Source organism: Micromonospora sp. NPDC047730 (assembly GCF_043204765.1).
Lineage (GTDB): Bacteria > Actinomycetota > Actinomycetes > Mycobacteriales > Micromonosporaceae > Micromonospora.
In genome coordinates this window covers 449,829-476,438 of record NZ_JBIDCU010000002.1, presented here as the reverse complement: position 1 = coordinate 476,438, position 26,610 = coordinate 449,829, and the positions used below count along the sequence as shown (strand labels likewise).

31 protein-coding genes are annotated in these 26,610 nt (G+C 72.8%); 10 read left to right on the top strand and 21 right to left on the bottom strand.

The window, feature by feature from the left end; all coding sequences use genetic code 11:
- Positions 1 to 5: 5 nt before the first annotated feature.
- From ACGF5G_RS07725 to ACGF5G_RS07700, 6 genes are all read right to left on the bottom strand, one after another.
- On the bottom strand, positions 6 to 185 hold the full coding sequence (locus tag ACGF5G_RS07725) for a hypothetical protein (RefSeq protein ID WP_393259931.1): 180 nt from the start codon (positions 183 to 185) through the stop codon (positions 6 to 8).
- Positions 182 to 409, bottom strand: coding sequence for a hypothetical protein (locus tag ACGF5G_RS07720; protein ID WP_393259928.1), 228 nt, complete (start codon positions 407 to 409; stop codon positions 182 to 184). Before ACGF5G_RS07720 ends, ACGF5G_RS07725 begins: the two co-directional genes overlap by 4 nt.
- Positions 406 to 696 (bottom strand): hypothetical protein, encoded by a 291-nt coding sequence (locus ACGF5G_RS07715; RefSeq protein ID WP_393259926.1) that lies wholly within the window; start codon positions 694 to 696, stop codon positions 406 to 408. Before ACGF5G_RS07715 ends, ACGF5G_RS07720 begins: the two co-directional genes overlap by 4 nt.
- Positions 686 to 1,453: a hypothetical protein gene (locus ACGF5G_RS07710; protein ID WP_393259924.1), complete on the bottom strand. Its 768-nt coding sequence runs from the start codon at positions 1,451 to 1,453 to the stop codon at positions 686 to 688. The genes ACGF5G_RS07715 and ACGF5G_RS07710 overlap by 11 nt, the downstream gene beginning before the upstream one ends.
- Positions 1,450 to 1,773, bottom strand: a complete 324-nt coding sequence (locus ACGF5G_RS07705; protein WP_393259921.1) for a hypothetical protein — start codon at positions 1,771 to 1,773, stop codon at positions 1,450 to 1,452. The genes ACGF5G_RS07710 and ACGF5G_RS07705 overlap by 4 nt, the downstream gene beginning before the upstream one ends.
- 312 nt (positions 1,774 to 2,085) lie before the next feature.
- Positions 2,086 to 2,583 carry a helix-turn-helix transcriptional regulator gene (locus ACGF5G_RS07700; RefSeq protein ID WP_393259919.1) on the bottom strand — a complete coding sequence of 166 codons (498 nt, stop codon included), beginning with the start codon at positions 2,581 to 2,583 and terminating at the stop codon, positions 2,086 to 2,088.
- Positions 2,584 to 2,799: 216 nt separating this feature from the next.
- On the opposite strand from ACGF5G_RS07700, the gene ACGF5G_RS07695 reads away from it, so the two are divergent.
- Positions 2,800 to 3,204, top strand: a complete 405-nt coding sequence (locus tag ACGF5G_RS07695) for a helix-turn-helix transcriptional regulator (RefSeq protein ID WP_393259916.1) — start codon at positions 2,800 to 2,802, stop codon at positions 3,202 to 3,204.
- 63 nt (positions 3,205 to 3,267) lie between these two features.
- Here ACGF5G_RS07695 and ACGF5G_RS07690 read toward each other — a convergent pair whose 3' ends face one another.
- Positions 3,268 to 4,716 (bottom strand): tyrosine-type recombinase/integrase, encoded by a 1,449-nt coding sequence (locus ACGF5G_RS07690; RefSeq protein ID WP_393259913.1) that lies wholly within the window; start codon positions 4,714 to 4,716, stop codon positions 3,268 to 3,270.
- A 430-nt stretch (positions 4,717 to 5,146) separates the two neighbouring features.
- On the opposite strand from ACGF5G_RS07690, the gene ACGF5G_RS07685 reads away from it, so the two are divergent.
- Positions 5,147 to 5,782, top strand: coding sequence for a GAP family protein (locus ACGF5G_RS07685; RefSeq protein ID WP_393259910.1), 636 nt, complete (start codon positions 5,147 to 5,149; stop codon positions 5,780 to 5,782).
- Between the two features lie 296 nt (positions 5,783 to 6,078).
- Positions 6,079 to 7,206, top strand: a complete 1,128-nt coding sequence (locus tag ACGF5G_RS07680) for an alpha/beta hydrolase family protein (protein ID WP_393259907.1) — start codon at positions 6,079 to 6,081, stop codon at positions 7,204 to 7,206.
- Positions 7,207 to 7,393: 187 nt separating this feature from the next.
- Here ACGF5G_RS07680 and ACGF5G_RS07675 read toward each other — a convergent pair whose 3' ends face one another.
- The gene (locus ACGF5G_RS07675; RefSeq protein WP_393259905.1) at positions 7,394 to 8,347 is read right to left on the bottom strand and encodes a hypothetical protein; all 954 of its coding nucleotides are present in this window, start codon (positions 8,345 to 8,347) and stop codon (positions 7,394 to 7,396) included.
- Positions 8,348 to 8,567: 220 nt separating this feature from the next.
- Here ACGF5G_RS07675 and ACGF5G_RS07670 point away from each other — a divergent pair, with 220 nt between their 5' ends.
- Positions 8,568 to 9,083, top strand: a complete 516-nt coding sequence (locus tag ACGF5G_RS07670) for an SRPBCC family protein (protein WP_393259903.1) — start codon at positions 8,568 to 8,570, stop codon at positions 9,081 to 9,083.
- 64 nt (positions 9,084 to 9,147) lie between these two features.
- Here the strand turns inward: ACGF5G_RS07670 and ACGF5G_RS07665 are convergent, their stop codons facing one another.
- Positions 9,148 to 9,855, bottom strand: coding sequence for a DUF2786 domain-containing protein (locus ACGF5G_RS07665; RefSeq protein ID WP_393259900.1), 708 nt, complete (start codon positions 9,853 to 9,855; stop codon positions 9,148 to 9,150).
- A gap of 52 nt (positions 9,856 to 9,907) precedes the next feature.
- Entirely contained in the window at positions 9,908 to 10,297 is a 390-nt protein-coding gene (locus ACGF5G_RS07660; RefSeq protein WP_393259898.1) for a hypothetical protein, read from the bottom strand.
- Positions 10,298 to 10,451: 154 nt separating this feature from the next.
- Here ACGF5G_RS07660 and ACGF5G_RS07655 point away from each other — a divergent pair, with 154 nt between their 5' ends.
- Entirely contained in the window at positions 10,452 to 11,801 is a 1,350-nt protein-coding gene (locus tag ACGF5G_RS07655) for an ABC transporter substrate-binding protein (RefSeq protein ID WP_393259895.1), read from the top strand.
- Positions 11,802 to 11,973: 172 nt separating this feature from the next.
- Here the strand turns inward: ACGF5G_RS07655 and ACGF5G_RS07650 are convergent, their stop codons facing one another.
- Positions 11,974 to 12,717 carry an enoyl-CoA hydratase/isomerase family protein gene (locus tag ACGF5G_RS07650; protein ID WP_393259893.1) on the bottom strand — a complete coding sequence of 248 codons (744 nt, stop codon included), beginning with the start codon at positions 12,715 to 12,717 and terminating at the stop codon, positions 11,974 to 11,976.
- Positions 12,714 to 13,571, bottom strand: a complete 858-nt coding sequence (locus ACGF5G_RS07645; RefSeq protein WP_393259891.1) for a 3-hydroxyacyl-CoA dehydrogenase family protein — start codon at positions 13,569 to 13,571, stop codon at positions 12,714 to 12,716. The genes ACGF5G_RS07650 and ACGF5G_RS07645 overlap by 4 nt, the downstream gene beginning before the upstream one ends.
- Before the next feature lie 162 nt (positions 13,572 to 13,733).
- Between ACGF5G_RS07645 and ACGF5G_RS07640 the strand changes: the two genes are divergently transcribed.
- Positions 13,734 to 14,030: a hypothetical protein gene (locus tag ACGF5G_RS07640; RefSeq protein ID WP_350702120.1), complete on the top strand. Its 297-nt coding sequence runs from the start codon at positions 13,734 to 13,736 to the stop codon at positions 14,028 to 14,030.
- A 48-nt stretch (positions 14,031 to 14,078) separates the two neighbouring features.
- On the opposite strand, the gene ACGF5G_RS07635 is transcribed toward ACGF5G_RS07640, so the two are convergent.
- Entirely contained in the window at positions 14,079 to 14,858 is a 780-nt protein-coding gene (locus tag ACGF5G_RS07635; RefSeq protein ID WP_393259889.1) for a class I SAM-dependent methyltransferase, read from the bottom strand.
- Positions 14,859 to 14,911: 53 nt separating this feature from the next.
- On the opposite strand from ACGF5G_RS07635, the gene ACGF5G_RS07630 reads away from it, so the two are divergent.
- Entirely contained in the window at positions 14,912 to 15,310 is a 399-nt protein-coding gene (locus ACGF5G_RS07630; RefSeq protein ID WP_393259886.1) for a PPOX class F420-dependent oxidoreductase, read from the top strand.
- Between the two features lie 165 nt (positions 15,311 to 15,475).
- Here ACGF5G_RS07630 and ACGF5G_RS07625 read toward each other — a convergent pair whose 3' ends face one another.
- Together ACGF5G_RS07625 and ACGF5G_RS07620 are read right to left on the bottom strand one after the other, a co-directional pair.
- A complete protein-coding gene (locus ACGF5G_RS07625; RefSeq protein ID WP_007073996.1) occupies positions 15,476 to 15,685 on the bottom strand; it encodes a BldC family transcriptional regulator in 210 nt (69 codons plus the stop codon).
- Between the two features lie 251 nt (positions 15,686 to 15,936).
- Positions 15,937 to 16,776, bottom strand: coding sequence for a hypothetical protein (locus tag ACGF5G_RS07620; protein ID WP_393259884.1), 840 nt, complete (start codon positions 16,774 to 16,776; stop codon positions 15,937 to 15,939).
- 171 nt (positions 16,777 to 16,947) lie between these two features.
- On the opposite strand from ACGF5G_RS07620, the gene ACGF5G_RS07615 reads away from it, so the two are divergent.
- On the top strand, positions 16,948 to 18,030 hold the full coding sequence (locus ACGF5G_RS07615; RefSeq protein ID WP_393259881.1) for a Glu/Leu/Phe/Val dehydrogenase: 1,083 nt from the start codon (positions 16,948 to 16,950) through the stop codon (positions 18,028 to 18,030).
- Between the two features lie 289 nt (positions 18,031 to 18,319).
- Positions 18,320 to 18,535 carry a DUF3073 domain-containing protein gene (locus tag ACGF5G_RS07610; protein WP_091099829.1) on the top strand — a complete coding sequence of 72 codons (216 nt, stop codon included), beginning with the start codon at positions 18,320 to 18,322 and terminating at the stop codon, positions 18,533 to 18,535.
- A gap of 148 nt (positions 18,536 to 18,683) precedes the next feature.
- Here the strand turns inward: ACGF5G_RS07610 and amcA are convergent, their stop codons facing one another.
- The 5 genes from amcA to ACGF5G_RS07585 form a co-directional block, all read right to left on the bottom strand.
- Complete coding sequence (gene amcA / locus ACGF5G_RS07605) at positions 18,684 to 18,920, bottom strand: multiple cyclophane-containing RiPP AmcA (RefSeq protein WP_357449724.1); 237 nt, start codon at positions 18,918 to 18,920, stop codon at positions 18,684 to 18,686.
- Complete coding sequence (amcB, locus tag ACGF5G_RS07600; RefSeq protein WP_393260661.1) at positions 18,889 to 19,992, bottom strand: cyclophane-forming radical SAM peptide maturase AmcB; 1,104 nt, start codon at positions 19,990 to 19,992, stop codon at positions 18,889 to 18,891. Before amcB ends, amcA begins: the two co-directional genes overlap by 32 nt.
- Before the next feature lie 175 nt (positions 19,993 to 20,167).
- Positions 20,168 to 21,322: a phosphoribosylformylglycinamidine cyclo-ligase gene (gene purM, locus ACGF5G_RS07595; RefSeq protein ID WP_350702130.1), complete on the bottom strand. Its 1,155-nt coding sequence runs from the start codon at positions 21,320 to 21,322 to the stop codon at positions 20,168 to 20,170.
- Between the two features lie 59 nt (positions 21,323 to 21,381).
- The gene (gene purF / locus ACGF5G_RS07590; RefSeq protein ID WP_393259878.1) at positions 21,382 to 22,920 is read right to left on the bottom strand and encodes an amidophosphoribosyltransferase; all 1,539 of its coding nucleotides are present in this window, start codon (positions 22,918 to 22,920) and stop codon (positions 21,382 to 21,384) included.
- Positions 22,921 to 23,091: 171 nt separating this feature from the next.
- The gene (locus ACGF5G_RS07585) at positions 23,092 to 23,445 is read right to left on the bottom strand and encodes a sterol carrier family protein (RefSeq protein WP_393259876.1); all 354 of its coding nucleotides are present in this window, start codon (positions 23,443 to 23,445) and stop codon (positions 23,092 to 23,094) included.
- Between the two features lie 160 nt (positions 23,446 to 23,605).
- On the opposite strand from ACGF5G_RS07585, the gene ACGF5G_RS07580 reads away from it, so the two are divergent.
- Complete coding sequence (locus ACGF5G_RS07580; RefSeq protein ID WP_393259874.1) at positions 23,606 to 25,603, top strand: hypothetical protein; 1,998 nt, start codon at positions 23,606 to 23,608, stop codon at positions 25,601 to 25,603.
- A gap of 248 nt (positions 25,604 to 25,851) precedes the next feature.
- Here ACGF5G_RS07580 and ACGF5G_RS07575 read toward each other — a convergent pair whose 3' ends face one another.
- Positions 25,852 to 26,607: a 2-phosphosulfolactate phosphatase gene (locus tag ACGF5G_RS07575; protein WP_393259872.1), complete on the bottom strand. Its 756-nt coding sequence runs from the start codon at positions 26,605 to 26,607 to the stop codon at positions 25,852 to 25,854.
- Positions 26,608 to 26,610: the final 3 nt, after the last annotated feature.

Genomic DNA, 26,610 nt, shown 5'->3' with positions numbered 1-26,610 from the left:
ATCGATCAGGCCGCTTCGGCTCGCCACCCGGCCACCGGACGCTGCTCCACCGGCACTAGCCGCACCGGCCGCCGAAGCGCCGCCGCGAACGCCGCCTGCACCCGCTCGGCGTCCTCCGGGGTGTCCGCCACCCCGAGGCACCTGTCGCGACCCCGCATCTGCGCGCGGATCTCGACCCGCGTCACGACGGACCACCCGCCCAGCAGCCGGCGCACCAGAACAGGTGCCCCTCGAACCGGCCCACGGCGTCGCTCACGCCGTGGGTCCGCACGGCACCGCACGCCAGCCGCACCTCCGGGCCCGGCTGCACCGACATCACGCGGTGCACCGGCGCGTCAGCGGCCGGATCCTTGGCCCACGCCTGCCGCCCACGCAGCGCCAGCTCCGCCAGAACCTCCCGGGCGCTCACCGGGTCCGCCCTCCGGCCGCGGCGATCTTCTTGGCCAGCTTCGCGTCGTCGTCGTTCTCTCGGCGGGCCATGCCGTGCCCCGAACAGAAGAACTGGACGCCGTCGCCGACCGTCCGCTTGTATCGCGCCGCGTTCGGCGCGGCCGAGGTGTCGCCGTGGTGGCGCCGCAGAACGCACTCGCCGCACGACTGGTGCCTGCCGGAATGCTTGCTCCACTTCGCCTCGGCGCTCGGGATCACGTCCCAGGGCCGCCGCTGTGGGAGCGCCCTCGCTTGCTCAGGACGCACGAGCCATCCCCTCCTCCGCGTACTCGCTGCTGAACCGGGGGAGGTCGGCCACCGGCAGGGGGTCCGGCGTCATCGGGATCGGCCGCTCGGCGGAGCTGCCCACCCGCGGGCGCACCGGCATGGCGACCCCGCAGAAGTGCGGCCCGGCTTGGAAGAGCACGCCCCCGTACTCGCTGGTGAACCACAGCCGGGTGTCCTGCGGCTCGCCGGCGAACCTCGCCGCCAGGGCCGGGTTGAAGCACACGCTGGCGTGCGGCAGCTTCGCCCGCCCCTCAGTGATCCGCTGCGTGTGGCTGATGATCTTGCCCATCAGCAGTCGCAGGTGCCGCAGGTCCCGCTCACTCGGGACGACCAGCGACGCGACCCAGCCGGGCGTCTTCTCGTCGCGCGGGGTCAGCATCAGCCGATCGCCGAGGACCGACAGGCCGACCAGCCCCTTGAGGCCATCCAGCGCGGCCACGGCACCCTTCACGTCCTTCGGCTCGACACCCAGCAACGGCACCCGGGCCGCCGGACCCTCCGTCGGCACCTTGTACTGGCCGGCAGCGATCCCGTCCTGACCGAACAGAGCCAGGTTCCGGTCGCATCCCCACAGCCAGACGCAGCGCACGTCGGCCCGCGTCTTCGCGAGCGCGCCCGTGCCAGGGAACTTGGCGATCCGCTGCAGCGCCTTGCGTAGCGCCGGGGCGTCGACCAGCACGGTCGACGCCGGCAGCCCCTCCTTCGGGCGCACCTCGAACAGCGCCACGTCGCTCATCGCGACACCTCCCGCTTGGCCGGCATCTGGATCTGCACCGACAGGCACGTCAGGTAGGCACGCGCCGCCTGGGTGCACGTGTGCTTCCCGCGCCGCCCGCAGATGCCGCACGGCGGCTCCGCCAGCGCCTTCGCGCACGCGGCGCTGCCGACCGGCTTGCCGTCGACGTGGAAGCACCTCTCCTGCTTGCCGTCGGCATCGCGGTGCTCGCCCAGCGCCAGGCCACAGCCCGGCGCGGCGCACTTCGTCGACGCCGTCACCTCGATCTGCCCGCTCCCGCGGGCGGCACCCGGGGCTCGGGTACGCTCTCCGCTGGTCATTGACCTACTCCTCTTCCAGTGGTGTTAGGTCGGTAAGTGGCCGCGAGGCGTCATCCGTGGCTGCGGGTGACGCCTCACCTGTTGTGGCTGGTGGAGATCAGCGGGGGCGCTGGCCGTCGCGACGCCAGCGCCCCCGCTTCCCCCGCCCCCGAATTACGTCTGAGGTCCCGGGGCCGCCGCTTGGCTCAGCGGCCCCGGGACCGGTGCGCGTCCGCGAGGCGGACGCGGGGTTGGCACCCCAACGGGAGCGGCCAGCGCTCCCGTTGGGTGCCCTCTCGCCACACGGCGTGACGTCTGTGGTCGCGAGCGCGGTCATGCCGCGGCCCGCGGGGTGGTGCGTCGCGAGCGGCGAGCGCGGGAGCGGTCAATCCGCTCGCGCTCCGCGGCCCGCTCGTCGTCCTCGCGCACGGTGACGGTGTTGCGGTTGACGAACGCGTCGCCCTGCGCCGGCGTGATGTAGCGCCGGCCGTTGAACTGGACGTGCTCGAACTTCTTGTCGCGGGCCGCCTGCAGGAAGCCCCGCACGGGGATGTTGTTGGCCAGGGCGAACGCCTTCAGCGGGATCAGCTGGGCCAGCTCCGGCTCTGCGTCCACCTCGCGCTCCTCCTCGTCGACTCGCACCGTGCACTTCGCGAGAAGGTCCACCAGGGACTGCCGGCTGTACCGCTTCGCCCCGTCGCGGCCGGATCCCGCGACCCGCACGGGCGTCAGGTCGCCGTTGTGGCTGACGCGCCAGAGGGTCATGCGGGAGATGCCGAGCAGGTCGGTGACCTCGTCGATCGTCAGCAGCTCGTCCGCCCCAGCTGACAAGATCCACTCCCCTGCATCATACCGTCTCACTTCGTTGCGTTCCGTACGGTACATGATGAGACAGAGCAAGACAAGAGAAGCCCTGACCAGCGACTTAATGCGCAATTAAGGTGATTGGATTGCACCTGAGTAGTGACCTGTCTCGTCTTGTGTGCTACAAAACAAGACGTGATGGGACAGGGACGGGTCGGACCCGCATACCAGCTATGGGTCGCGGTGGAGCGCTACCGCCGCACCGAGCGGCTGACGTGGGAAGAGATGGCCAAGGCGGCAGGCGTGGGCCGACAGACCCTGAACAACCTGCGCGACAGCAAGGAGTCACCACGCCTGCGCACTGTGCACAAGATCGCCGCCGCCATCGGCATGGACCAGGAGAAAGCCGAAGCGCTCGCCGGCATCGAACCCGTCGAACCCGTCGAGGAAGAAACCGAGGCCGCCCCGGAGGCAACCGGGGACCCCGCCGTCGACGCCCGCAGCGCGATCATGCGCGACCCGCGGCTCAACGACCGGTCTCGCAAGCTCATGCTCGACGTCTTCGACGCCATCGCGGCCCGCTTCGACGACCCGGCACCGCCGCAGCCAGCGGCAGACGACAACCGTGGCCACCGCCGCGCCAGCTGATCACCCAGCAGTACGAAGGAGGGCCACCCGCGGCGTGCGGGTGGCCCTCCTTCCGTTCCAGACTCAGTCCTCGCCGTCCTCCGCCAGGCCCTCGTCATCCTCCGCCAGATCCTCGTCGTCCCCCGCCGGGTCCTCCAGCATCTCCGCCAGCGCGTCGGCCGCAGCGTCGTCCGACTCCGGCATCAGGTGCCCGTAGATCTCACTGGTGACCGCGAGCGTCGCATGCCCGAGTCGACGCGAGATCGCCAGCGGCGCCAACTTCTTGGCGAACAGCCACGACGCGCACGTGTGTCGCAGCCGATGCGGACCGCCTCCCGAGTCGTCCAGGCGCAGCACCCCTTCGCAGTCACAGTCGGACACCGCGGCCGGGTCGGGGCCGATGTGGTTCACGCACCGATCCCACCCTGGCGACAGCCACGCCCCGCACGGTTTGCCCTGGTCATTCTTCCCGCCATGGTCCCGGCATCGCCCCTTCAGCCCGGCGACCCGCTGGCCCCGCATCTCCGGAGGATGCTGCGCGCAGCGCTGGGCGTCTGCCAGCGCCGGCGTCCACACCCGGTGGTAGAAGTTCGAGTAGTCCAACATCTGACCCTCGTCGCCACAGAAGACCAGCTCGCCCTTCTTCTTCCCCTTCAGCAACGGCTTCAGTGCCTGGTAGAGGGAGTCGTCGATCGTCATCTCCCGGCGCCTGCGGTTCTTCGTCGGGCCCAGGTACCGACCCGCCCCGACGCCGGTGCGCTTCCACGCCCGGCGAATCTGGACCTTCGGCTTGCTCTTCGCCGTCGGCGCCACGACGTTCTCAACAGGGAGTGCGGTCGCCTCGGACCAGCGGGCGCCGGTGCGGACCAGGAAGTCCAGGAGCGGGTGCCACTTCGGTTCGAAGGAAGCGCGCAGCAGCTTGTACTGCTCGGGGGTGAAGACCAGTACCTCGCCCTCGCCGAGGTCGTCGTCGGCGACCTGGTTGCGGACGAAGTTGGTCTCCTTGCAGGGGTTGTGGCTAATGTGCCGCTCGCGGACCGCAGCTTGGAGGCAGTGCTGCAGCAGCGAGAAGTCGCGGGTGATCGTCGTGTTCTTGGCGCCGTCGGTACGCCGACGGTTGATCCACTTCCCGACGTCCAGGGCGCTGATCTCGTCCAGCCGCTTGCTACCCAGAGGTTCGCTCATGTGATCACGGAACTGCTGCTGGTACGTTGCTCGGGTGCCTGGCGAGATGCTGGTGACGGCCGCAATCCACTCCCCGAACCACTCTGCCAGCGTGGGCACGCTCGGCTTCGAATCGGTGTCGGAGGGTCCGAGGATCGCATCCTCCACCTGTTCCGCCGTCCACGCGTGACGGTGCGCCTCCGCAGTCGCCTTCGCCTCCAGCGCGAGCTTCTCTGTCGACCACGTCGTGGACTGCCACGCCACCTTGCCGTCGATCTTCACCAGGCTGCCGTTGCGGTCGCACAACCGCCACCGCACCCGCCAGGCCGAGCTGCCGTCAGCTCTCGGACGCTCCTTGATCTCTGCCACTGCGTCTCCATGTCGCCGTAGCCCGTGCGCCCCTGGGCGCACGAGAGGGGAAGGAGATGCAGTCTAGCGTCACGTTCCGTAGAAGTTGATACATGAGATATTCGGACAAAACGGTACAGACGCAGGTCAGGCGAGGCTCGGACGACAGACTGAAAATCGGAAGGTCGGCGGTTCGACCCCGCCCCTGGCCACATAGCCTTTCGCCGGGCTACTGAAGCGCCGACCAGCGGAAACGCCGGTCGGCGCTTCTGCGTCACGCCCCGAAATCCCGGCTGCCCGGTCTGACCCTCGTTGACCCCGGAATCCCGCCGATGGGCCGCCCCGTGTCGCACGATCGCGCGGACTCACTGTGGGCCGGACGGACCGGATCACCCAGAACGCCGACCTGGCGGGCCGGTTCGGAAAAGAATCAGGGCAACAGGGAGGGACCGTGAATCTGCTGAGTGTCCTGCCGCTCGCCTTCGTGATGATCGCCGGTCCGCAGATCATCAGCGCCATCTTCCTCGCCTCCAGCCGGAACGCGAAGCGCAGCTCGCTCGCCTACCTGGTCGGCGCCGGGCTCGGCATCCTCGTCGCGCTGACCGTGTGGTACGTCGTCTTCCGCACGGTGCATGGCGCTGGGAACGGGCAGAACAAGCATGACGGCACGCGTCGCGTGATCGACTGGGTGGTGCTGCTGGTGCTGCTGGCGTTGATGGTGATGATCTTCGCCCGCCGCAAGCGAAGCCAGCCGCCGAAGTGGATGAGCAGGTTGCAGGAGGCCGAGCCGCGCTTCGCCTTCGGGCTGGGCTTCCTTCTCTTCATCGCCATGCCCAGTGACGAGGCGACAATGCTGGCAGTCGCCGGGAGCCTGGCAGGCCACGACAAGCCGTGGTGGAACCTGCTGCCGTTCCTGTGTCTGACACTGCTGCTACTGGCATTGCCACTGCTCGCCCTGCTCGCGTTCGGTCAGCGGGCGACGGCAGCGCTGCCGAAGATCCGCAACTGGGCCAATGACCACTCGTGGTTGGTCAGCGAGGCGGTGGTCCTGATCTTCGTGGCTATCGTCGTGTCCGACCTGCTCTGATCACCGCCGCTTGCGGAGGATCTCCTCGTCGGACAGTCGCCAGACCGGCCAGCCCTGAAAGCGACGCGGAGAAAGCTGCGCCTCTGCCGGGCCGGTCGACGCTGCCGTGGCCGACCGCGCAGGGCCGAACCCTGACGAAGGTGGGTACGCCCGCCTGTCGTTCGGGCACGGTGCGAGCCCCTGGCGGATCCCTACCGTCGATGCATCACGACGGATCCCCAGGGAGGGCGGCATGATCAATTCAACTGGGCTGACGACACGCTTCGGCGCGGCGGCGGCGTCGGGCGCAGCGGCCGGTGGTCGCCTTGCGTAGCGGCGGCCGGGCACTGCTCGTACTCCTGACGCTGTTGGCCACACTGCTGGCCGGCAGCCCGGTCGCGGCCCAGGCTTCGGCGCCGGCGTTGAAGCTGCCGGCACCGACCGGCCGCTACCCGGTCGGCACCACCTGGCTGCACCTGACCGACGACGCCCGGCCCGACCCGTGGCGGCCCGAGCTACGCCGGGAGCTGATGGTGTCGCTCTGGTACCCGGCGGTGGCCGCGCCGGGCGCGCGGGCGCCCTACACCACCGCGGCGGTCTCCGCGCGGATCATCGCCGCCGAGGGGTTGCCCCTCCCGCCGGATCTGTTGACCACCGTACGCACCAACGCCCGCCGCGACGTGCCGGTCCGGCCGGCCGCCCGGGGCTGGCCGCTCGTGGTGCTCTCTCCCGGTTTCAGTCTCAGCCGGGAGTCGCTGACCGGGCTGGCCGAGGATCTGGCCAGCCGGGGGTACGTGGTGGCCGGCGTGGACCACCCCCACGAGGCGCGGGGAGTCGAGTTCCCGGACGGCCGGGTCGCCGACTGTCTCGCCTGTGAGGCGACAGGGCAGGACAGGCTCCCCCGGGTGGTCGAGGGACGGGCGGCCGACGTGTCGTTCCTGCTGGACCGGCTGACCGGGCCGCGTCCGGTGTGGCGCGGCGCCCGGTTCATCGACCCGAGCCGGATCGGCATGGCCGGGCACTCCATCGGCGGCGCGAGCGCCGCGCAGGTGCTCCGCACCGACAGGCGGGTCGACGCCGGTGTCAACCTGGACGGCACCCACTTCGTCCCGGTCCCGGCGGGCACCGTGGCCAAGCCGTTCCTGCTGGTCGGCTCCGAGCGGCCGACGGACGCAAGCTGGCTGCGCGACTGGCCCGGCCTGGCCGGCTGGAAGCGGTGGCTCACCGTCACCGGCAGTGGTCACCTCTCCTTCACGGACCGGCCGGTCCTCGGCGCCCAACTAGGCATGGACCCGGGCGCCATTCCGGGGGACCGGCAACTGCTGATCACCCGCGCGTACGTCGCGGCGTTCCTCGACGCGCACCTGCGTGATCGACCGCAGCCCCTGCTCGACGCACCGGCCCCGGCCTATCCCGAGGTGCGTTTCCGGGACGGGGCGGCATGACGAGGCGCCCTACGCCCTGACCCGTACCGGTCGGGGGCTGGCAGCCGGAAGGTCGGCGGGCCAGCACCACCCCTGGCCACAGTCGCCGGGGATGGATGGTCCCCGCCCGCCCAGGACGCGGGTGGGGACCGGCGTCGTCTGCGGCTGATCCGTCGTCACCGGCGGCCCAGGGTCGGGGGCCGACCCGTCAGCGCCCCTGTTGCCGGCGCTGGGCCATCCCGCTCTGGATCGCCTCCCACACGCTTCGCCCGGCCTGCCGCAGCGTCTCGCCCGCCTGCTCCGCGAGCTGCGTCGCGCTCGGCGTCCCACCACCGCCGGCTTCGTCGGGCTGCTCGCGCGGCCCGCCCTGCTCCCCGCGGGCCTGTTCGGGCCCACCCCGCTCAGGGCGCGCCTGGGGGGACGGGCCCGCCTCGCGCCCCGCCTGCTCCTGAGCGCGCTCGCCTTGCTCCCCGCCGCCACCCGCGCCCGGTCCCCCGCCCTGACCCGGGGCGCTTGGCTCCCGCAGGGACCGGTCGGCGACCGCGCCGATGGCGCCGACCTGCTGCCCGAGATCGTCGGTCGCGCCGCCGGGCCGCTCCCCGGAGGCGCTGACCTGCCCGCCCCGCCGCTCCGCCGAGCCCGCTGCCTGCACGCCGAGTTGCCCCGCCGAGCCGGCGACCTGCCCGCCGGGTTGCGTTGCCGAGCCGGCGAGCAGCCCGCCGGGTTGCGTTGCCGAGCGGGCGACCTGCCCACCCGGGCTCGCGATCTGCTGCGTCGCCCGGTTCACGTCGTCGATCGGGGCGATCGCCGTACGCGACAGGGCGTCGATGATCTGCGGGTTGCGGTCGATGGTGCTCAGCGCGCGGTCGAGGATGTCGACCAGCTTCTCCAGGCGCACCTTGAGCTGCGCCTCGGCGTGCACCCCGGTCATGTCCAGCTCGACGCCCTGCAGGTGCACCCGGACGCCGGCGTCGAGCTGGAGGAGGTTGGCCAAGCGCGCCCGCAGGGACAGGTCGGCGTCCAGCCCGTCCACGGCGAGCCGGATCGAGTCGACCGACACCTTCGGTACGTCGAGCAGGACGTCCGGCTCCGTCGCCCCCTCCTGCCGTGGCGATGGCCCGGCGCCCCGGTTCGGCTCCCGCTGCTGCGCGTTCTCGCTCATGCTCCCGCTCCGCATCCTCCGGCCCGGTCCGGCCGGGACCGTCCGGCGCGCTTACCCGCTATCCGGTCGACCATCCCGTCCCGCCTCCGTCCCGCCCCGCGAAGACGCGGCCGGCCGGCCGCCGGCCGCCGGCCGCCGTACGGGCGTACGAAAAGGGTGTCCGGAACCGGGCAGCGCGCGAAGCTGCACACCCGGGCATCAGCCGGTATGGTCCGGGCCTATGGGACAGGAGATGGCTGACCCGGCCGGCATCCGGCAGGAGTACGACCAGTTCTCGTTGCGCAGTGTTCTCCTGGTCCCCGCCCCACCGGATCAGGCGTTCGCGGTGTTCAGCGACGCCCTGGCGGCGTGGTGGGTGATGGAGTACACGTGGTCCGGCCCGGAGCACCTGGCCGAGCTGGGCATGGAGCCGCGCGCCGGCGGGATGCTCTACGAGATCGGCCCGTACGGCTTCCGCTGCGACTGGGGGCGCGTGCTGACCTGGGATCCGCCCCGACGGCTGGTCTTCACCTGGCAGATCGGCGCCGACCGGGCGCCGGTGCCGGATCCCGCGCAGGCTAGCGAGGTGGAGGTCCTCTTCCACCCGGACGGGCCGGAGCGGACCCGGGTGGAGGTCGAGCACCGGCACTTCGACCGGCACGGCGAGGCCGCGGAGGGCTACCGGCAGGCGCTGACCGCCGGCTGGCACGAGCTGCTCTCCCGCTACGCGACCACGGTGGCCCACGGCGCCGGCTGACCGGCCCGCGCCGCCCGCCGCCTCACCCACCGGGCCGCGGGCACCGTCGACGTGGCCCGAGCCGTCAGCGGCCGATGCCCGGGCGGGTGCCGGGAGCCGCGGCGACTCCCCGGCCGCCGAGGTCGGCGCGGCGTCCCGCCTCCGCGCCGGAGCCGAACCCGCTGCCGGCCAGCCTGCGCGGCGCGGCGGTGCGCAGGCGCGGGTACACCTCGGCGACGCGATGCCGCACCCGATCCGACCGGTCGGCCAGCACCAACGCGACCGACGACCCACCCGAGTCGGCGGCCGCATGGGCCTCGGCCGCCCTCAGCCGCACGCCGATCACCTGGGCGAAGCCGGCCAGCCAGGAGCGCCGGAAGGCGGCGGGATGCTCGCCGGGCGGCACCTCGGCCGCAGCCAGCCCGTGCGCGGCCTGCACGAGCAGCGACGTGAAGAGCAGGTCGACGCGTTCCAGGTCGCTGGCGAAGCCGAACAGGTGCATGGCGAAGCCGCTGCCCTGCCGGCGGCGGACGCAGCGGCAGCGCAGCGGGTCGGCGACCGCGGCGAGCAGGCCGGCCTTGTCCCGGGCGTACGGGGCGACGACCTCGACCACCCGGTCGCCCACCGGGTCGGTGGCCGGGTCCCGGGCGGCCAGCAGCGCCCGGTCCACGCCGTAGCGGGCGATCAGCTCGGTGGCCTTGGCGGTGAAGGCGGCCGACTCGGCGGGGGTGCAGGCCGGGTCCTCGGCCTGGGCCAGCAGCTTGCGCACCTTGCTGAGCATGGCCTCGGACATGTCCCCAGCCTGTCACGCGGGCAGGTCGACTCGGGACGGCGGCGGTCGCCGATCAGCCGGCCCGGCTGCGCAGGGTGGCCACCGTCGAGCCGGCCAGGGTGAGCAGGCAGTCCGGCAGCAGCCCGTCGGCCGCCGCCGCCCCGAACAGCGCCTCGCCGGTGTCGGCGTCGGCGTTGGCGTACGCGCTGACGAAGCGGGCCACCCAGCGCGTGTCGTAGTCGGCCTCGTCGATCCCGGGAAAGTCCAGCGCGCACGTGCCCTGCGGCACCGGCCCGCCGACCATGGTCGCGGCGAGGCACCAGGCCACCCCGTACGCGCCGGCCAGGCCGGACCGGTCGACGACCGCGTCGAACGCCCCCACCACCGCGTCGCCGTCCCCGGCCAGCGCCGAGCGGAGCACGGCGGTCGCGTCGTCGAGCGTCTGCTGTGGTGATTCCGTCACGCACCGCACGGTAGGGCAGCGGGTCAAGCGATCGGCGGTCGTGACTCTCCGTGTGCATGGCGGACGACCTGCGGATTGAGTCGCCTCCGTGGTCACGCCACACATGTCGGCACGCTAATGTGCGCAGCGGACCTTCGCCGGAGGAAGGACGACCATGCTCAAGTCACGCGCCTCGCGGGCGGCCACCCTGGCCGCCTGCGCGACGTTCCTGCTCGCCACCAGCGCCTGCGGGACCGAGGGGCCCGACGAGACGACCACCCACCAGGTGCGCCTCTACGGCTCCGACGGCAACATGCTCAACTCGTACCCCGCTGAGCTGAAGGACCGCGCCAGCCTCGTCGACGGCATGAAGGGCACCACGCCGATGACGCCGCTGCCGGAGAGCTTCAAGAACCGGCTACGGTCCGTCGACCCGAAACTGAACGACTTCCTCTACACCGCCGAGACGTACGACGCGGTGGTGATCAGCGCGATCGCCGCCCAGCTCGCGGGCAGCACCGACCCCGCCGCCATCGCCAAGCAGATCGTCGGCGTCACCAACGAGGGGCAGCGCTGCGAGGACGTGGCGTCCTGCCTGGCGTTGGCCCGCGCCGGCCAGGACGTGGAGTACCGCAGCGTCTCGATGACCCGGGCCGGGTTCACCGACGCCGGCGAGCCGGCCACCGCCAGCTATGCCACGGTGCACTTCGACGGCCAGCAGCTCAACGACGGCAAGACGGAGTTCGTCGGCGCTGGCGACGAGTCGGCGGCGAGCACCGAGGCCCCGCCGAAGGGTAAGAAGCAACGCGGTGGCCGCACCGACCGCAGCGACGGCTCCCCGCTGGTCGTGGGCGGCCTGCTGCCGATGACCGGTGACCTCTCCCTGGCGTACCCGCCGATGGCCGCCGCGGCCGCCCTGGCGATCAAGGAGATCAACGCGGGCGGCGGCGTGCTCGGCGAGCCGGTGGTCTGGATCGACGGCGACGACGGCACCAACCCGAAGGTGGCCAAGGCCACCGTGGCGAAGCACGTGGAGCAGAACGTGCACGTCATCATCGGCGCCGGCGCCTCCGGGATCTCCCGCGAGGTCCTGCCCGACGTGGTGCGGGCCGGAAAGGTCCTGTTCTCCTCCTCGAACACCGATGCCGGTCTGACCAAGCTGGACGACAACGGCCTCTACTTCCGCACCGCCCCGCCGGACAGCCTCCAGGGACGGGCGCTGGCCGACGTGATCCTTCGGGACGGGCCGCAGAAGGTCGCGATCGTGGCCCGCAAGGACTCCTACGGCGAGGGCCTCCAGGCCACCGTCAAGGCCGAGCTGGAGCGTACCGGCGTCGACGGCGACCGGATCAAGCTGCTGGCCTACGAGCCGCCGGCCGACGCCAAGGCCAACCCCGTGGACTTCACGGCCGGGGCGAAGGAGATCAAGGACTTCGGCGCGGACGCCGTGCTGATCATCGGGTTCGCGGAGTCGGCGCAGGTGATCCGCGCGCTCGCGGACGCCGGCGTGGAAATCCGGCACTGAGCCGCTGACCCGTCGCACGTGGATGGCCGCACCGGATCACCGGTGCGGCCGTCCTCGTCATGCCGCCGACGCCGCGACGCGGGTGCCGCCGTCGTCGTCGCGGGTGCCGACGCCGCGTCGCGGGCACCACCACCACAAACGCGGACGTCGCCGCTCAGCGGGGCGTCGCGGGTCAGCGGGGCCGTCGCCGCTCCAGGAAGTCGGTCATCCGCCGGCGCTTCTCCTCGTCCTCGAAGAGCACCGCCTGGCTGACCAGGTCGAGGTGCGGGTGCGCGGCGGCCGGCGCGTCGACCGCCAGCTTGGTCAGCCGCAGCGCCAGCGCGGACCCCTTGGCCATTTCGTCCAGCAGCCCGTGCGCGGTGGGCAGCAGCTCGTCGGGCTCGGCCACCACCCGGTTGACCAGGCCGATCCGCAGCGCCTCCTCGGCGTCCACCCGGCGGCCGGTGAAGAGCAGTTCCTTGGCCCGGGCCTCTCCGACCAGTGCCGGCAGCCGGTGGGTCGCGCCCGCGCCGGCCAGGATGCCCAACCGCACCTCCGGCTGCCCGAACACCGCCCGCTCGGTGCAGACCCGCAGGTCGCAGGCGTACGCCAGCTCGGCACCGCCGCCCAGCGCCGGCCCGTCCACCGCCGCCACGGTCGGCATCGGCAGCGCCCTGATCCGGGCGAAGGCGGCGGAGTTGATCGCCGCGAGCGCGTCCAGCCGGCCCCGTTCGCGCAGTTGCCCGATGTCCGCCCCGCCGGCGAAGATGCCCTCGGCCCCGCCCGTGAGCAGCAGCAGGCGGGGGCGCGCCTCCAGCTCCGCGCAGACCTGGTGCAGCTCGGCGATCAGGTCGGCGTCGATGGCGTTGCGCTTCTCCGGCCGGTCGAGCGTGACCACCAGCCGGTCCGGCCGCTCCTCGACCCGCAGCCCGCTCACGACTTCACCCCGCCTTCCCAGCGGTAGAAGCCCTGACCGGACTTCTTGCCCAGCCTGCCGGCGGCCACCATCTCCGCCAGCAGCGGCGGCGGCGCGAACCGGTCCCCGTACGCGGCCTGGAGGGTGCGCGCGATGTCCAGCCGCACGTCCAGCCCGACCAGGTCGGTCAGCTCCAGCGGGCCGATCGGGTGCCGATAGCCGAGCACCATCGCCTTGTCGATGTCGGCCGGGCTGGCCACCCCGTCGGCGACCATCCGGATCGCCTCCAGGCCGAGGGTGACCCCGAGCCGGGAGGTGGCGAAGCCGGGCATGTCGCGTACGACGACGGGGTCCTTGCCCAGCCGGTCGGCGAGCGCGACGGCCGCGGCGGTGGTCTCGTCGGCGGTGGCCGGGCCGACCACGACCTCCAGCAGCGTCATCGCCCAGACCGGGTTGAAGAAGTGCAGCCCGAGGAAGCGCTCGGGTCGCGCCAGCCCGTCGGCCAGTTCGGCGATGGAGATGCTGGACGTGTTGCTGCCCAGCAGCGCCGGGCGCAGCGCCTCGGCCTCGCGCAGCACCGCCCGCTTGAGGTCCGGCCGCTCCGGTACGGCCTCCACCACCACGGCCGGCTCCTGCGCGACGTCGGCGAGTGCGGCCCGCAGTGTCACCCGCCCCCGGTTCGTCGCGGCCTGGTCGGCGGTCAGCTTGCCGCGCCCCACCGCCCTGTCCCACAGCTCACCGAGCCGCTCCACGGCCGCGGCGCCCCGGGCCCGGTCCACCTCGACCAGCTCGACGGTGTGCCCGGCCCCGGCCGCCACGTACGCGATGCCGAGCCCCATCGTGCCGGCCCCGACGACGACAAAGCGGTCGCTCATGACGCCTCCCTGCCTCCGGCGGCGACCCGGGGTTGACCCGCGCTCCGCCACCCGCTCCACTCGCTCATGGGGCGACCCTATGCAGCGGCGCTCGCTCCGACATGCGTGGGGGCGGCGCGGATCGGGTACGACGGCCGTCAACCGAGGGAAGGACGAATTGAAATGAGCCAGGCACCGGAGACCGTGGACAGTGCGGGCGCGGCGGAGACGGTGGAGACCCGCGGGGACGAGCGGGTCGACCTGCTGCGCGCGGACACCAACAACGACGGCCGCACCGACGTCTGGGTTGCCGACACCGACGGGGACGGCAGGCCCGACCTGTTCCAGTTCGACACCGACCACGACGGCAAGGTGGACGTCACGATGGTCGACCTCGACGAGGACGGCACCCCGGACGAGGTGGTCGACGGCGACGGCGGCCTCCCGCCCGAGCAGCTCCCCCCGACCGTCCAGGTCTGAGGCGTACGCCGGTCGTCCGGGGTGCCGCCGCGCGGCGGGCCCCGGGCGTCAGCCGGCCAGGCGCAGGGTGGCCAGGTAGTACGGGGCGTCGTGGTCGTCCACGTCGGTCAGTCGCCAGGCGGTGCCCCGGACCAGCTCGGCGAGTTCGTCGGGCGAGCAGACCAGGTAGTCGAACCACTCGGTGCCCAGCTCCCGGTAGCGCAGGCGGAGCCGGAGCTGCCCGCCGAGCCGGCCCCGGCGCCGGTTGCGCTCGTGGTAGCCCGTGTGCAGCGGGTCCCGGGTGCCGTACGGGTCGGTGCCCTGCGCGATGACCCGCGCGCCCGGCCGGGCCAGCGCGGCGAGCGCCGCCAGCAGGGCCGGGGCCCGCTCCTGCCCCTCCAGCAGCCCGACGTTGTTGCCGAGCAGCAGGAACGTGTCGTAGCGCCGGCCGTCGGCGACGTGCGAGTCGACCGTCCCGTGCACCAGCTCGCGTACGCCCCGGCGGCGGCAGACGGCCAGCGCGCCGGCCGAGGTGTCCAGCCCGGTGACCGGCGCGCCCCGTTCCTGGAGCAGCAGCGCGATCCGGCCCGCCCCGACCCCGACGTCCAGGGTGGCGCCCTCGACCCGGTCCACCGCCCGGTGGTCGTACGGCTGCCAGTCGGCCGGGCCGTCCAGGTAGTGCGCGGCGGGCGCGCCGTTGATCAGCCCGTCGTCCCGCTCGATGATCTCGATGACCGGCCGTGGCAGCCGCCCGCCGGCCAGCGGCCGGGGGCCGATGCCGGTGGCGACGGCGAACGCGTCGCGCAGCATCTCGCCGAAGACGTCACCGATCCGTGGTTCCACCGTCACGGCTTCACGCTATCCGGCCGGTCAGTCAGCCGTGGCGGCCGTATCCTGGCGGGATGGCCACACTGGACCGCCTCGCCGCGGAGAAATACATCCTGCTGACGACGTTCCGCAAGGACGGGCGGGCGGTGCCGACGCCGGTCTGGGCGGTCCGCGACGGCGACGCGCTGGCGGTGTGGTCGGCGGCGGATTCCGGCAAGGTGAAGCGGATCCGGCGCAGCGGGGACGTCACGGTCGCACCGTGCGACGTCCGGGGCCGTCCGCACGGCGAGGCGGTGCCCGCCCACGCGACGCTCTGCGGCCCGGCCGACACCCGACGGGTCCGCGACCTGATCAAGCGGAAGTACCGGATGATCGGGCGGCTCAGCCTGCTCGGCAGCCGGTTGCGCCGGGGCGAGGGCGGCACGGTCGGCATCCGGGTCTCGCTCGCCGGGCGGCCGCCGGGCGGCGACTGACCCGCGCGCCGCCCCGCCGTCGCCGCGCGGCGGCCGGGGCGCCTGTGCGGCCGGCCTGCGCAACCGGTCCGGCCGCGCGGGCGCCGACCGGCCGGACCCCGACACGACGAAGGGCGACGGACCGTGTCCGCCGCCCTTCGTGCACACCTGTCTGACTTCCGGCCGTCAGTCCCCCTGGCGCTGCTGGGGGATCTGCCCCTGCAGCAGGGCCCTGACCTCCGACTCGCGGTACCGGCGGTGGCCCCCCAGGGTGCGGATGGCGCTGAGCTTGCCAGCCTTGGCCCACCGGGTCACCGTCTTCGGGTCGACACGGAACATCGACGCCACCTCGGCCGGCGTGAGTAGCGGCTCTGGTTCGTGCGTTCGCGATGCCATCGGTCACTCCTCCACATGTATAGACATCGGCCGGGGTCCCGCCGGCCGACGCGTCTCCCATGGTCCGGCTAGTCCCCGATGTCCGACATGGGCCGAACGGCCGAACGTCCCTAGACGGACGGATGAACCATGCCCGATTTATGCGACTTTTACACGGCAGAAAGTACCTTATTCGGACTCATGATCACGGTTCGTGATGCGCCAACTACGAGGACGCCTCGGCTTCGCGGCCCCGCCTGGGCGAATTGTCGTCAGTTGCACCGTTCCAGCAGTTGCACCGCGCGCCACCTCGCGACCAGCTTGTCGTACGCGGCCGAGGCCTCCTCGGCCTCGCCCCGGGACAGCCCGGCGAGCCCACTCGCCACCAGCTCGGGCGAGTCGTCGGCGGCCAGCGTCTCGTCGGAGAGCAGGTCGACCAGGCCGCCGTAGTCCAGCTCCACCATCGAGCGGGGGTGGAACTCCTCCAGCCAGCGGGCGGCCTCCTCGACCGCCTCCGTGATCGGCGCCTCGCCGACCGACTTGCGCAGCACCGACAGTGCCCGCGACGACCGGCGCCGCGCCTTCGAGATCTCCGTCCGGAAGCGCAGCGCCCGCCGGCCCGGGCGGGTCACGTGGTGCCGCTCCTCGGGGTCGAAGAGCACGAACCAGCGCAGCGGCACACCCCACGTCGCGATCTGCTCGTGCAGCCGGGGCACGCCGTGCTCCAGCACGCGGGCCCCGCTGCGCCAGTCCTCCACCACCGCCTTGGCCTGCCCGGCGAGCACCGGCGGCACGAACGCGTCGGCCAGCACCGGCGGCACGCCGTCGCGCGCGCTCAGCGCCGCCTCGGCCACCCGGATGCGCAGGTTCCACGGGCAGACCAGCAGCGTGTCGTCGGCCTCCAGCACGTACGCCTCGTCCGGCAGGTCGGGCAGCCGCGTCCAGCCCGCGCCGAGCGCCTCGATCACGGACGTCCGTTGCCGGCCGGGCCCCTCCACGGGGGCCACCGCCCGACCCTGCTCGACGTAGCGGCGCCAGTACGTCTGGCGGTCCCGGTCGAAAGCGGTCAGGGGCTCGTACACGCGCAGGTAAGAAGCGAAGAGCGACGGCACGGCGCGATCCTCCCACGAATCGGAACCCGACCGTCGTCGACGCTGCGATCACGCGCGCCGTGGGCGGTCGGACGGCGTCGGCCGATACTAGGCTCAGCGGCACCGGCAGCATCCCGCCGGCGTCCACAGGTCCTCGTCCCACAAGGGCGCACCCCACACCAGGAGCTACTCATGGGCGTATTCGCCAGCAACGACGACCCGGGATCCACCGGTCACGAACAGGTCGTGTTCTGCCAGGACAAGCAGTCCGGCCTGAAGGCGATCATCGGGATCTACTCCACCGCGCTCGGCCCCGCGCTCGGCGGCACCCGGTTCTACCCGTACGCGAGCGAGGAGGCCGCCCTCGCCGACGTGCTCGACCTGTCCCGGGGCATGGCGTACAAGAACGCCCTGGCCGGGTTGGACCTCGGCGGCGGCAAGGCGGTCATCTGGGGTGACCCCGAGCGGGTCAAGAGCGAGGCGCTGCTGCGCGCGTACGGCCGCTTCGTGGAGTCCCTCGCCGGGCGCTACTACACCGCCTGCGACGTCGGCACCTACGTGGCCGACATGGACGTGATCGCCCGGGAGACGTCGTACGTCACCGGCCGCAGCGTCGAGCACGGCGGCGCCGGCGACTCCTCGATCCTCACCGCCTGGGGCGTGTTCCAGGGCATGCGGGCCGCCGCCGAGCACGTCTGGGGCGCCCCGACCCTGGCCGGCAGGCGGGTCGGCGTGGCCGGCCTGGGCAAGGTCGGCAAGTACCTGGTCGGCCACCTGCTCGACGACGGCGCCGAGGTGGTGGCGACCGATGTCAACCCGAAGGCCCTGGAGTGGGCGCGCACCACCCACCCGCAGGTCGCGCTCGTCGACGACGCCGCCGCGCTGGTCGCCGCCGACATCGACGTGTACGCCCCGTGCGCGCTCGGCGGCGCGCTCAACGACGACACGGTGCCGGCGCTGCGCGCCAAGGTGGTCACCGGCGCGGCGAACAACCAGCTCGCCCACCCGGGCATCGAAAAGCTGCTGGCCGACCGCGGCATCCTCTACGCCCCGGACTACGTGGTGAACGCCGGCGGCGTGATCCAGGTGGCCGACGAGATCGAGGGCTTCAACTTCGAGCGGGCCAAGCTGCGCGCGACCCGGATCTACGACACCACCCGGGAGATCCTCCAGCTGGCCGACGCCGAGGGCGTGCCCCCGGCGGTGGCGGCGGACCGGCTCGCGGAGCGGCGGATGGCCGACGTCGGCCGGCTGCGCACGATCCACCTGCGATGAGCGTCACGGAGGCGGGGCCGGCCCGGTTCCGCCTCCGGCGCCGCCGCACCGAAGCGCCCGTTAAGCTGGTTTCGTCGGGCTTTGTCCGGTGTCACGGGCGCTCCCGGCACCGCTCCTTACCCGGTACAATCGGTAACGACTGGACGACCGCGACGCGCGGCACCGGTCGACGGTAACCCGAGGTGCCGAACGATGGCATCCCCATGTACCGTAAGAGCTACGAGAGATGCCTGACGTCATCGGGGCCCGCCTTCGGGCTGCCCCGCATTCTGTGCGAGGGGGTCGAGCCATGGGGCGCGGCCGTGCTAAGGCCAAGCAGACGAAGGTGGCGCGGGAGTTGAAGTACCACTCCCCGAACACCGACCTCACCGCCTTGCAGCGCGAGTTGGCGGGTGCTGGTAAGTCTGAGCACAACTTCGACGACGACTACAAAGAGTATGTCGACGACGATGATGAGGATCACGCGGACGAAGACCCGGATCCCTGGGTACGTCCGACCCGCTGACCTCCGGTCGCAGCTGAGCACGCGGTAATCCCCCGCGTGCTCACGCATGTGCCCATCCGAAGCGGCGCCAACACCGACGATCAGGGACCATGCCGTCCCGGAGGCGACTCCGGCTGATCGGCAGGTCCCTGATCCCGGTGTGGCCGCCTCAGCGGGGCCGGTTGTTCCAGTTGTAGAACGTCGGGATGTTCTCGAAGTGGTTCCAGGCGCAGACGGCGCTCGCGCCGTCGCCGCCCGCCACCTCCGCCCGCAGTCGCCGCGCGGCCTCGGCCTCGTGGAGCAGAGCGGTGAGTCCCGGCGCGGCTTCCCGCACCCGATCGGCGACCTGGCCCGGGGCGGCGTCCACCCCACGCTCAGGCTGCCGGTGACTGGTGGTCTCGGGCATGCTCCAACACTCCCTCCAGTAGGTGGATCTTGCTGTTGCGGCAGTGCGCGGTCTCCGTACCGTCGAAACGCCCCAGCTCGAAGTAGCGGTTGGCGGCGTGGCCGCCGCCGCAGAAACCGAAGTAGGGGCAGGCTGCACGGCACGCCTCGACACCGGCGAGGAACTCACCGACCCAGGGCGTCCGGCCCGCGTGGGCGAGGATGTCGGCCAGCGGCGTGGCCAGCACGTTCCCGCTGCTGAAGTCGCCGTACCGGACGTCGGTGAAGCCGGCCAGCTCGGGCGAGAGCACCGTCACCGAGCCGTCGTGGCCGACGGTCGGGATCGGGTCCAGCCGCCGGGGCAGCACGTCGTCGGCGGTGCCGTCCAGCACGGCGGCGGCGTACCGCAACGACCACTCGACCTCGCGCAGGTGGATCCGGGGCTCCCGCCGCCAGGCCGCCACCAGTTCCGCCCAGAACGCGGTCACCGCCCGGGCGTCGTGGGAGTTGTCGCGGAGGTTGACCCCCTCGGTCTCCTCGATGTTGACGCCGAGCACGTCACACCCCAGGCCGAGGAAGTAGTCGTACAGCTCGGTGGCGAGGCCCGGCTCCGGGCGGCCCACCACCGCCAGCGCCGAGAACGGCAGCCCGTGCCGGCGCAGCGCCGCCACCCCGCGCACGATCCGGTCGTACGCCGGCCCGCCGGCCCGGGTGACCCGGTCGCCGTTGCGCTCCCGCGGGCCGTCCACGCTCACGCTCACCCGCACCCGGTGCTCGGTGAAGAACGCGCACCACGCGTCGTCGATCAGCGTGGCGTTGGTCTGCACGTGGTGCTCGACCTCGGGCCCGAAGGGCGCGATCAGCGCGGCGAGATGCTCCCGGCCGGCGGCGAGCGGCTCCCCGCCGTGCCACACCACCGAGAAGCGGCCCGCCGCCGCCCACGGGTTGACCGACGCGGCCACCGCCTCGGCCACCGGCACCGGCATCCGCCGGTCGACCGCCCGGAACGGCAGGTAGCAGTAGGCGCAGTCCAGGTTGCACAGGGTGGTCGGCTGCATCACCACGTACGAGGGGACGGCGGCCAGGCCGCGCATCCCGCTGAACGACTGTCCCCGAGCAGCCATTGCCCTCCTCCGCGCCTGAAGGGCTGTCGGGGCCCCGATGAGGGGGTTGCCCCGACAGCGTTGAGGGTGCCCCTCAGGCTAGGCGGCGACGGCCACTCGGGTGAAGCCCTGATCAGATGCTCGTACGGTCACCGGAGCGTGATCATCATCCCCGGGTGTGCTGCCCGATCATCTGCACGTTGCCGGAGCCCTCGATGATCTCGCCGGCCTGCCACGCGTCGACGCCGCGGCCGGTCAGCGTGGCCAGCGCGCGGTCCGCGTCCTCGGCGGAGACGATCGCGAACATGCCGACGCCCATGTTGAACGTCGCCTCCATCTCCGGGTCCTCGATCCGCCCCTTGGTCTGGATCAGGTCGAAGATCGGCTGCGGCTTCCAGGTGGACCGGTTGACCACCGCGTCGACGTGCTCGGGAAGCACCCGCACCAGGTTGCCGGGGATGCCGCCGCCCGTGACGTGGGCGATGGACCGCACCTCGGCCTCGGCGATCAGCTTGAGGCAGTCCTGCGCGTAGATCTTCGTCGGGGTGAGCAGCTCCTCGCCGAGGGTGCGCTGCCGGCCGAAGTCGTCGATCACCACGTCGAGCCGCATCCGGCCGGCGCCCAGCAGCACGTGCCGGACCAGGGAGTAGCCGTTGGAGTGCAGGCCGGAGGAGCGCATCGCGATCACCACGTCGCCCACCTCGACCCGCTCCGGGCTGAGGATGTCGGCCTCCTCCACCACGCCGACGCCGGTGGCGGAGATGTCGTACTCGTCCGGGCGGAGCACGCCGGGGTGCTCGGCGGTCTCGCCGCCCAGCAGGGCGCAGCCCGCGTACCGGCAGCCGTCGGCGATGCCGGCGCCGATCTCGGCGACCTTGTCCGGCACGACCTCGCCGGTGGCGATGTAGTCGAGCAGGAAGAGCGGCTCGGCGCCGCAGGCGACCAGGTCGTCGACGACCATCGCGACGAGGTCGATGCCGACCGTGTCGTGGATGTCCATCTGCTGCGCGATCACCAGCTTGGTGCCGACGCCGTCGGTGGACGAGGCCAGGATCGGGTTCTTGTACTTCTTCGTGTCCAGCCGGAACAGCCCGGCGAAGCCACCCAGGTCGCCCATCACCTCCGGGCGCCGGGTCTGCTTCACCTTCGACTTCAGCAGCTCGACCGCCCGGTCGCCCGCCTCGATCGAGACCCCGGCGTCCGCGTACGAGACCGACCGTTTGCGTGCCGGTCGGCCGGTGCCGGCCGTCCAGGGCTGACGGTCGCCGCCGGCGCCGGTCGGGCTGCTTCCTGCGCCGCTGCGCTCGGACACGTGCGTCACGGTTCTCCCCTTTGTGGTTCTGGCGCCGCGCCGGCGGTGACCGGCCGCGCCGGGTGGTGCTACGGGCGGTGTGTTGTCGCGCCGCCCGGAGTGGCGACGAGCGGAGGGGTGGTGTGCTCGGGAGCGTCGGGCGCCGCGGTGACCCGCCGGCCCACCCCCTCGAGCACGTGCTTGCCGATCAGGTTGCCGGCGGGCAGGTCGATCGGGTACTCCCCGTCGAAGCACGCGCGGCACAGCCGGGTCTTCGGCTGCTCGGTGGCGGCGATCAGGCCGGAGAGGGACACGTAGCCGAGCGTGTCGGCGCCGATCGAGCGGCGGACGCCCTCGGTGTCCAGCCCGTTGGCCAGCAACTCGGCCCGGGTGGCGAAGTCGATGCCGTAGAAGCACGGCCACTTGACCGGCGGCGAGGAGATGCGCACGTGCACCTCCAGCGCGCCGGCCTCGCGCAGCATCCGCACGATCGCCCGCTGGGTGTTGCCGCGCACGATCGAGTCGTCGACCACGACCAGCCGCTTGCCCCGGACGTTCGCCCGCAGCGGGTTGAGCTTGAGCCGGATGCCGAGCTGGCGCAGGGTCTGCGACGGCTGGATGAAGGTGCGCCCGACGTACGGGTTCTTCATCAGGCCGGCGCCGTAGGTGATCCCGGACTCCTCGGCGTAGCCGATCGCGGCCGGAGTGCCGGACTCCGGCACCGGGATGACCAGGTCGGCCTCGACCGGGTGCTCCTTGGCCAACTGGCGACCGATCTGCACCCGGGCCGCGTGCACGTTGCGGCCGGCGATCGTGGCGTCCGGACGCGCGATGTAGACGTACTCGAAGAGGCAGCCCTTCGGCTCCGGGGCGGCGAACCGGCTGGAACGCAGGCCGTCCTCGTCGATCGCGATCAGCTCGCCGGGCTCGACCTCGCGGACCACGCTCGCGCCGACGATGTCCAGGGCGGCGGTCTCGCTCGCCACCACCCAGCCGCGCTCCAGCCGGCCCAGCACCAGCGGGCGTACGCCGTGCGGGTCGCGGGCCGCGTAGAGGGTCGACTCGTCCATGAAGACGAAGCTGAACGCGCCGCGCAGCTGCGGCAGCACCTCCAGCGCGGCCGCCTCCACCGACAGGTCGGGGTGGCTGGCCAACAGCATCGTCACCAGGGAGGTGTCGTTGGTCGAGCCGTCGGCGACCAGGCCCCGCTCGGTGACCTCACGCTGGAGGTCGGCCGTGTTGACCAGGTTGCCGTTGTGTGCCAGCGCGATCGTGGTGCCGGAGCTGGTGGACCGGATGGTCGGCTGGGCGTTCTCCCAGGTCGAACCGCCGGTGGTGGAGTAGCGGGCGTGGCCGATCGCCACGTGCCCGCGCAGGCTGGCCAGGGTCGGCTCGTCGAAGACCTGGGCGACCAGGCCGAGGTCCTTGTAGACCACGACGCCGGAGCCGTCGCTCACCGCGATGCCGGCGGCCTCCTGGCCACGGTGTTGGAGGGCGTATAGCCCGAAGTAGGTGAGGTTTGCGACCTCCTCCCCGGGCGCCCAGACACCGAAGACGCCACACGCGTCCTGGGGGCCTGGTCGTTGGGGATCAAGGTCGTGGCTCAGCCGGCCGTCGCCTCGGGGCACCTGCGCTCCCTCATGCTGGTCTGGACCGGCCTGGCGAACCACGCGGGGGGCGGGACTCGCACTCCTCGGCCGGGACCACTGTCGTCGCCTGACAGTGTACGCGAATCCGCGTCGACACAGAAAGTCACGATCTGGCTCCCGAACGTCACCAGCCCCTGCGCGTCGCCGCAGCTAGAGGGGCAGGTGCTCGGAGAGGTCGGCCCGGATTCCGCTCACCCGCACGCGACCCTGGGTGATCGCCTCGGCCCAGTCGAGCCGCCCGGTCGCCACCGCCAGCCAGGTCGCCGGATCCATCTCCACGACGTTCGGCGGGGTGCCGCGGGTGTGTCGAGGCCCGGGAATGCACTGAACTGCGCCGTAAGGTGGGACACGCACCTCCACCGATCGGCCGGGGGCGCGCTCCGCGAGGGCGGTCAAGAGGGCACGGACCGCATCTCGGAGGACCGGCCGTTCGGGCGTACGCCCCTCGTCGAGCGCCGACAACGCCGCCGCGACCGCGGCGGACTTTATGTGCGGAGAGGACACGACGGGACGATACGACTCGAACGCAGCGCGTCACACGCTGGCCCTGGGTCGCGCCGTTCCGGTCAGACAAGGCATAGTTGCCAACGGCGTATTCGTACCGTGATGATCCCCGGCCCGGCGCCCCGCCGGTCGAGGGAAGTCAGTCCGGAAGGCGGTGGACGTGTCAACACACCGACGTGCCTGGAAGCAGCGGGCCGGTGTGGTCGTGGCGCTGGTTGTCGGCGCTCTGCTCGCTGTCCCCGCCACACCAGCCCTGGCCGCCCCACCGAGCGTGCAGATCGGCTCGTCTCCCTCGACGTTGAACGCCGGAGACCGGGTAAGCCTGTCCTTCGTCGTGGCGAACAACAACGCCAGGCCGCCGGTGGGCAACGGTTCCGACTCCGCCGAGATCAAGGTCACCACCTCCGGCGCGGTCAAGTGCGACGGCCGCTGCGAATTCACCGAGAAGATCGACGGCGGCGGCAACAAGTCCCTGACCGTCACGCTGCTGGCGGACAACGTCGCTGCCGGTCAGACGAAGTCCGGCGGCGTCCAGATCAGCGCCACCATCAACGGCGAGTCCGGCAACGCTGACCGCAGTTTCACCGTGCGCGGTCCGCAACAGGCCCAGACCGTCCGGTCGGTCTCCGGCAAGGTGGTCATCCAGGCGAACAGCAAGGCCGTGCCGAACGCCGTGGTGATGCTCCAGGACGGCGCCGGCAACAAGCGGGACACGGTCAGCGACGACAACGGCAACTTCCGCTTCACCGGCACCAGTGAAAAGCCGATCGCGCCGGGCCGGCTCGCCATCGGCGCCAGCGTCGGTGAGGTGTACGCCACCAAGGCGTTCGACGCGAGCGCGGGCCAGGAGATCACCGGCCAGCGCATCGCCCTGGCGATCAAGGTCGAGACGACCCCGAGCGCCACCCCCTCGGCCAGTGAGGAGCCGCTCCCCACGGACGAGGCCCTCGACGAGACCGAGGAGAGCACCGAGGCGAGCCCGGGCGCGGCGGCCAACGCCAGCAACGAGGACTCCGGCGGCATGGGCTCCTGGCTGATCATCCTGCTCGGGGGCCTGCTCGTCGCCGCGGGCGTCGGCACCATCGTGCTGCTCTGGATGCGGCGCAAGGACAACGGCGACGAGGGCGACGACGCCCCGGCGGGCGCCGCCGCGGCGGGCGCGGTCCCGGCGGCGCGCGGGGCGTACCGGGGCGCTGGCGTGGACGACCAGACCCGGGTGGTCAACCGGGCCGGCGCCGGGCCGGACCCGACGATGGTCGGCGGCACCTCGCTCAGCGATGCCCCGACGATGATGCACCGTCCCGTGGTCGACGACGTGCCGCCGGACCCGTACGGCGCGCCCCCGCAGCCCTACGGCGCGGCAGGCGCGGGGCAGGGCTGGGCCGGCAACGGCTATGGCGACGAGCCCGCCGGCTCGGGCGGCTACGGTGCCGGCGGCTACGGCAACGCCCCCGCCTCCGGCGACGGCTACGGCAACGCGCCGTCCTCCGGCGGTGGCTACGGCAACGCCCCCGCCTCGGGCGGTGGCTACGGCGGGCACGACTACGGCGCTCCGGCCGGCGCTGCGGGCGCCGCGGGTGCCGCCGGCTACTCGGCGGGAGCCGGAGGCGGCCGGGGCTACGGCGACCGCTACGACGAGCCGACCGGCCGCTACACCGGCGAGTCCACGCAGTACCCGGCCCCGGCCGATCCCTACGCGACGGGCGTCTACCAGCCGGAGCAGGGCCAGGGCTACGGCCGGTCCGAGACCGCGCCGTACGGGCGGGGCGGCGAGCCGACCGGCGGCTTCGACCAGCAGCGCGGCGGCGGCTACGACGACCCCGGCTACGGCCAGGAGCCCCCGCAGCAGCGCGGCGGCGGCTACGGCCAGGGCGGCTACGACCAGCCCACGTCGTACGACCAGGGTGGCTACGGCCAGCAGGGTGGCTACGGCCAGGAGCCCCCGCAGCAGCGCGGCGGCGGCTACGACGACCGCGGCTACGGCCAGCAGGGCGGCTACGGCCAGGAGCCCCCGCAGCAGCGCGGCGGCGGCTACGACGACCGCGGCTACGGCCAGCAGGGCGGCGGCTACGACGACCCGCAGGCCGGGCGCGGCCGCCCGGACGGCCCGCCGCAGCAGGACCGGGGCGGTCGCCGGCTGGACTGGCTGGACGACTGACCGCACGGGCACAGCCGAAGACGACAGCGCACCACGGCGAGGGCCGTCCGGGATCCCCGGGCGGCCCTCGCCGTGGTGGCGCGCGGCACCGTCAGTCGGTCTGCTGAGGCGACGACAGCCCGGCAAACGCGGGTGAGCTGATGCCCGGGCGGCAGGGCGTCGCGCAGTCCCGGCGGGCGGCCGGGCGCGGGCGGCCGTCAGGTGCCAGGGCGGGCGCGGCCCGCGGGCTGCAGGGCGTCGGCGAACTGTCAGGCGGCGGAGAAGACGCCCTGGCGCAGCACCGGGACCACGTCGGAGACGCCGACCCGGACGGCGATCTCCACGTCCTGGGCGAAGCCGCCCTCGACCAACTCGCGGCCCGACACGCTGCCGCGTACCGCGGCGGGGACGTCGGGGGTGCTGGCGAGCGCGGCGAGCGCCATGGCCGCCTCCACGGAGAGACCGCCGGTCACCCCCGAGAGGGCGTCCAGCACGCTGGCCGCCCCGAGCTGGTCCTCCACGGCGGGGCGCAGCGAACCGTCCGGCCAGCGCTCGCCTGAGGCGACCACGCCGATCGGGGCGTCCGTCGAGCCGTACCCGTGACGGCGCAGCCAGCGCCCGACGGCACGCGCGTTGCGCAGGCAGGCCGCGACCACCGGCAGGCCGGTGGCGCTGGCCGCGGCGCTGATCGCCGAGCCGTTGGGCGACGGCAACACGAGGTCGGCGACGACCGGCGCGGTGCTCAGCGCCGCCGGCGAGAGCGACCACGGATGCTCCGGGGTCGTCTGCCGGCGGCCCACCGCGGCGACCGCGCCCACCCGTCGCGCGTAGTCGGCCGCCTGTTCTCCCCATGGGAACGGGTGCACCCGCATGCCGCGCCCGACGGCGACCTCCACGGCGGTGGTGAACGAGAGCACGTCCACCACCACCAGCACCGCGCAGACCCGGCCGAACTCAGCCGCTCCCGTCAGCCCCCAGTCGAACCGGGCGCCGGATCCGGGTTGGGCGTAGACGGCCGCGGCCAACGC

Excerpts from the sequence above, each read along its gene's own strand:
- ACGF5G_RS07675 (WP_393259905.1), bottom strand. The coding sequence starts at position 8,347 with ATGAGCGAGAACGCGCAGCAGCGGGAGCCGAACCGGGGCGCCGGGCCA.
- ACGF5G_RS07665 (WP_393259900.1), bottom strand. The coding sequence starts at position 9,855 with ATGTCCGAGGCCATGCTCAGCAAGGTGCGCAAGCTGCTGGCCCAGGCC.
- ACGF5G_RS07625 (WP_007073996.1), bottom strand. The coding sequence starts at position 15,685 with ATGGCATCGCGAACGCACGAACCAGAGCCGCTACTCACGCCGGCCGAG.
- ACGF5G_RS07670 (WP_393259903.1), top strand. The coding sequence starts at position 8,568 with ATGGGACAGGAGATGGCTGACCCGGCCGGCATCCGGCAGGAGTACGAC.
- ACGF5G_RS07610 (WP_091099829.1), top strand. The coding sequence starts at position 18,320 with ATGGGGCGCGGCCGTGCTAAGGCCAAGCAGACGAAGGTGGCGCGGGAG.
- ACGF5G_RS07655 (WP_393259895.1), top strand. The coding sequence starts at position 10,452 with ATGCTCAAGTCACGCGCCTCGCGGGCGGCCACCCTGGCCGCCTGCGCG.
- ACGF5G_RS07710 (WP_393259924.1), bottom strand. The coding sequence starts at position 1,453 with ATGAGCGACGTGGCGCTGTTCGAGGTGCGCCCGAAGGAGGGGCTGCCG.
- ACGF5G_RS07705 (WP_393259921.1), bottom strand. The coding sequence starts at position 1,773 with ATGACCAGCGGAGAGCGTACCCGAGCCCCGGGTGCCGCCCGCGGGAGC.
- ACGF5G_RS07645 (WP_393259891.1), bottom strand. The coding sequence starts at position 13,571 with ATGAGCGACCGCTTTGTCGTCGTCGGGGCCGGCACGATGGGGCTCGGC.
- amcB (WP_393260661.1), bottom strand. The coding sequence starts at position 19,992 with ATGCGCGGCCTGGCCGCCGTCCCCTCGTACGTGGTGATGCAGCCGACC.
- ACGF5G_RS07615 (WP_393259881.1), top strand. The coding sequence starts at position 16,948 with ATGGGCGTATTCGCCAGCAACGACGACCCGGGATCCACCGGTCACGAA.
- ACGF5G_RS07640 (WP_350702120.1), top strand. The coding sequence starts at position 13,734 with ATGAGCCAGGCACCGGAGACCGTGGACAGTGCGGGCGCGGCGGAGACG.
- amcA (WP_357449724.1), bottom strand. The coding sequence starts at position 18,920 with ATGCCCGAGACCACCAGTCACCGGCAGCCTGAGCGTGGGGTGGACGCC.
- ACGF5G_RS07630 (WP_393259886.1), top strand. The coding sequence starts at position 14,912 with ATGGCCACACTGGACCGCCTCGCCGCGGAGAAATACATCCTGCTGACG.